Here is a 773-nt window from a genome sequence, read left to right on the forward strand (position 1 = left end):
GGTGGTGCTGCCGCAGGCCATCCCCGAGATGATCCCGCCGTTCAACAACCTGCTGATCGAGCTGCTGAAGGCGACCGCGCTGGTGTCGGCCGTGAGCGTCGCGGACATCACCTTCGCCGCCCAGCTCTCGCGCCTGGCGACCGGCGAGAGCCTGGAGATCTACTCGATCATTCTGGTCCTGTACTTCGTGCTCGCCTTCCTCCTCACCCGGGCGATGCGACTCCTTGAGCGCAAGGCCAAGGCGAGCATCGGGCAGGCGCCGCCGCCGGGCAACGGCCTGCTGGCCAAGCTGACGAAGAGGCCGGCCAGGACCGCGGCGAACCGTTCCGGCACGCCGAAGTCCGCCGACGCCCTGGCTCCGGGAGGTGCCAAGTGACCTGGAACTGGGACGTCGCCAGGGACTTCCTGCCCGAACTGCTCGACGGGCTGCTCATCACGTTGCAGGCCACCGCGCTCGGCTCGGTGCTCGCCTTCGCGCTCGGCCTGGTGTGGGCGCTGGCCCTGCGCTCGCCGACGCGCTTCGTGCGCTGGCCGGTGGGCGTCTTCGTGGAGTTCATCCGCAACACGCCGCTGCTGGTGCAACTCTTCTTCTTCTACTGGGTGCTGCCGAGCTGGGACATCAAGTTCTCCGCGCTCACCACGGGCGTGATCGCGCTCGGCCTGCACTACTCGACGTACGTCGCCGAGGTCTACCGCGCCGGCATCGACGGCGTACCGGTCGGCCAGTGGGAGGCGGCCACCGCGCTGAACACGGCGCGCGGGCGGACCTGGTT

Annotated in this window: 1 protein-coding gene and 1 pseudogene; both read left to right on the top strand. The window is 69.2% G+C overall.

Annotated features, from left to right (window positions below; translation table 11 throughout):
* Window positions 1-376, top strand: a pseudogene (locus tag KUM32_RS36845) (ectoine/hydroxyectoine ABC transporter permease subunit EhuC); the annotation flags it as partial.
* Window positions 373-773: amino acid ABC transporter permease (locus KUM32_RS36850; protein WP_217146228.1), on the top strand; the 401-nt coding region annotated here is incomplete at its 3' end. The pseudogene KUM32_RS36845 and the gene KUM32_RS36850, both read left to right, overlap by 4 nt.

It is taken from the genome of Streptomyces sp. AC627_RSS907, assembly GCF_019049165.1.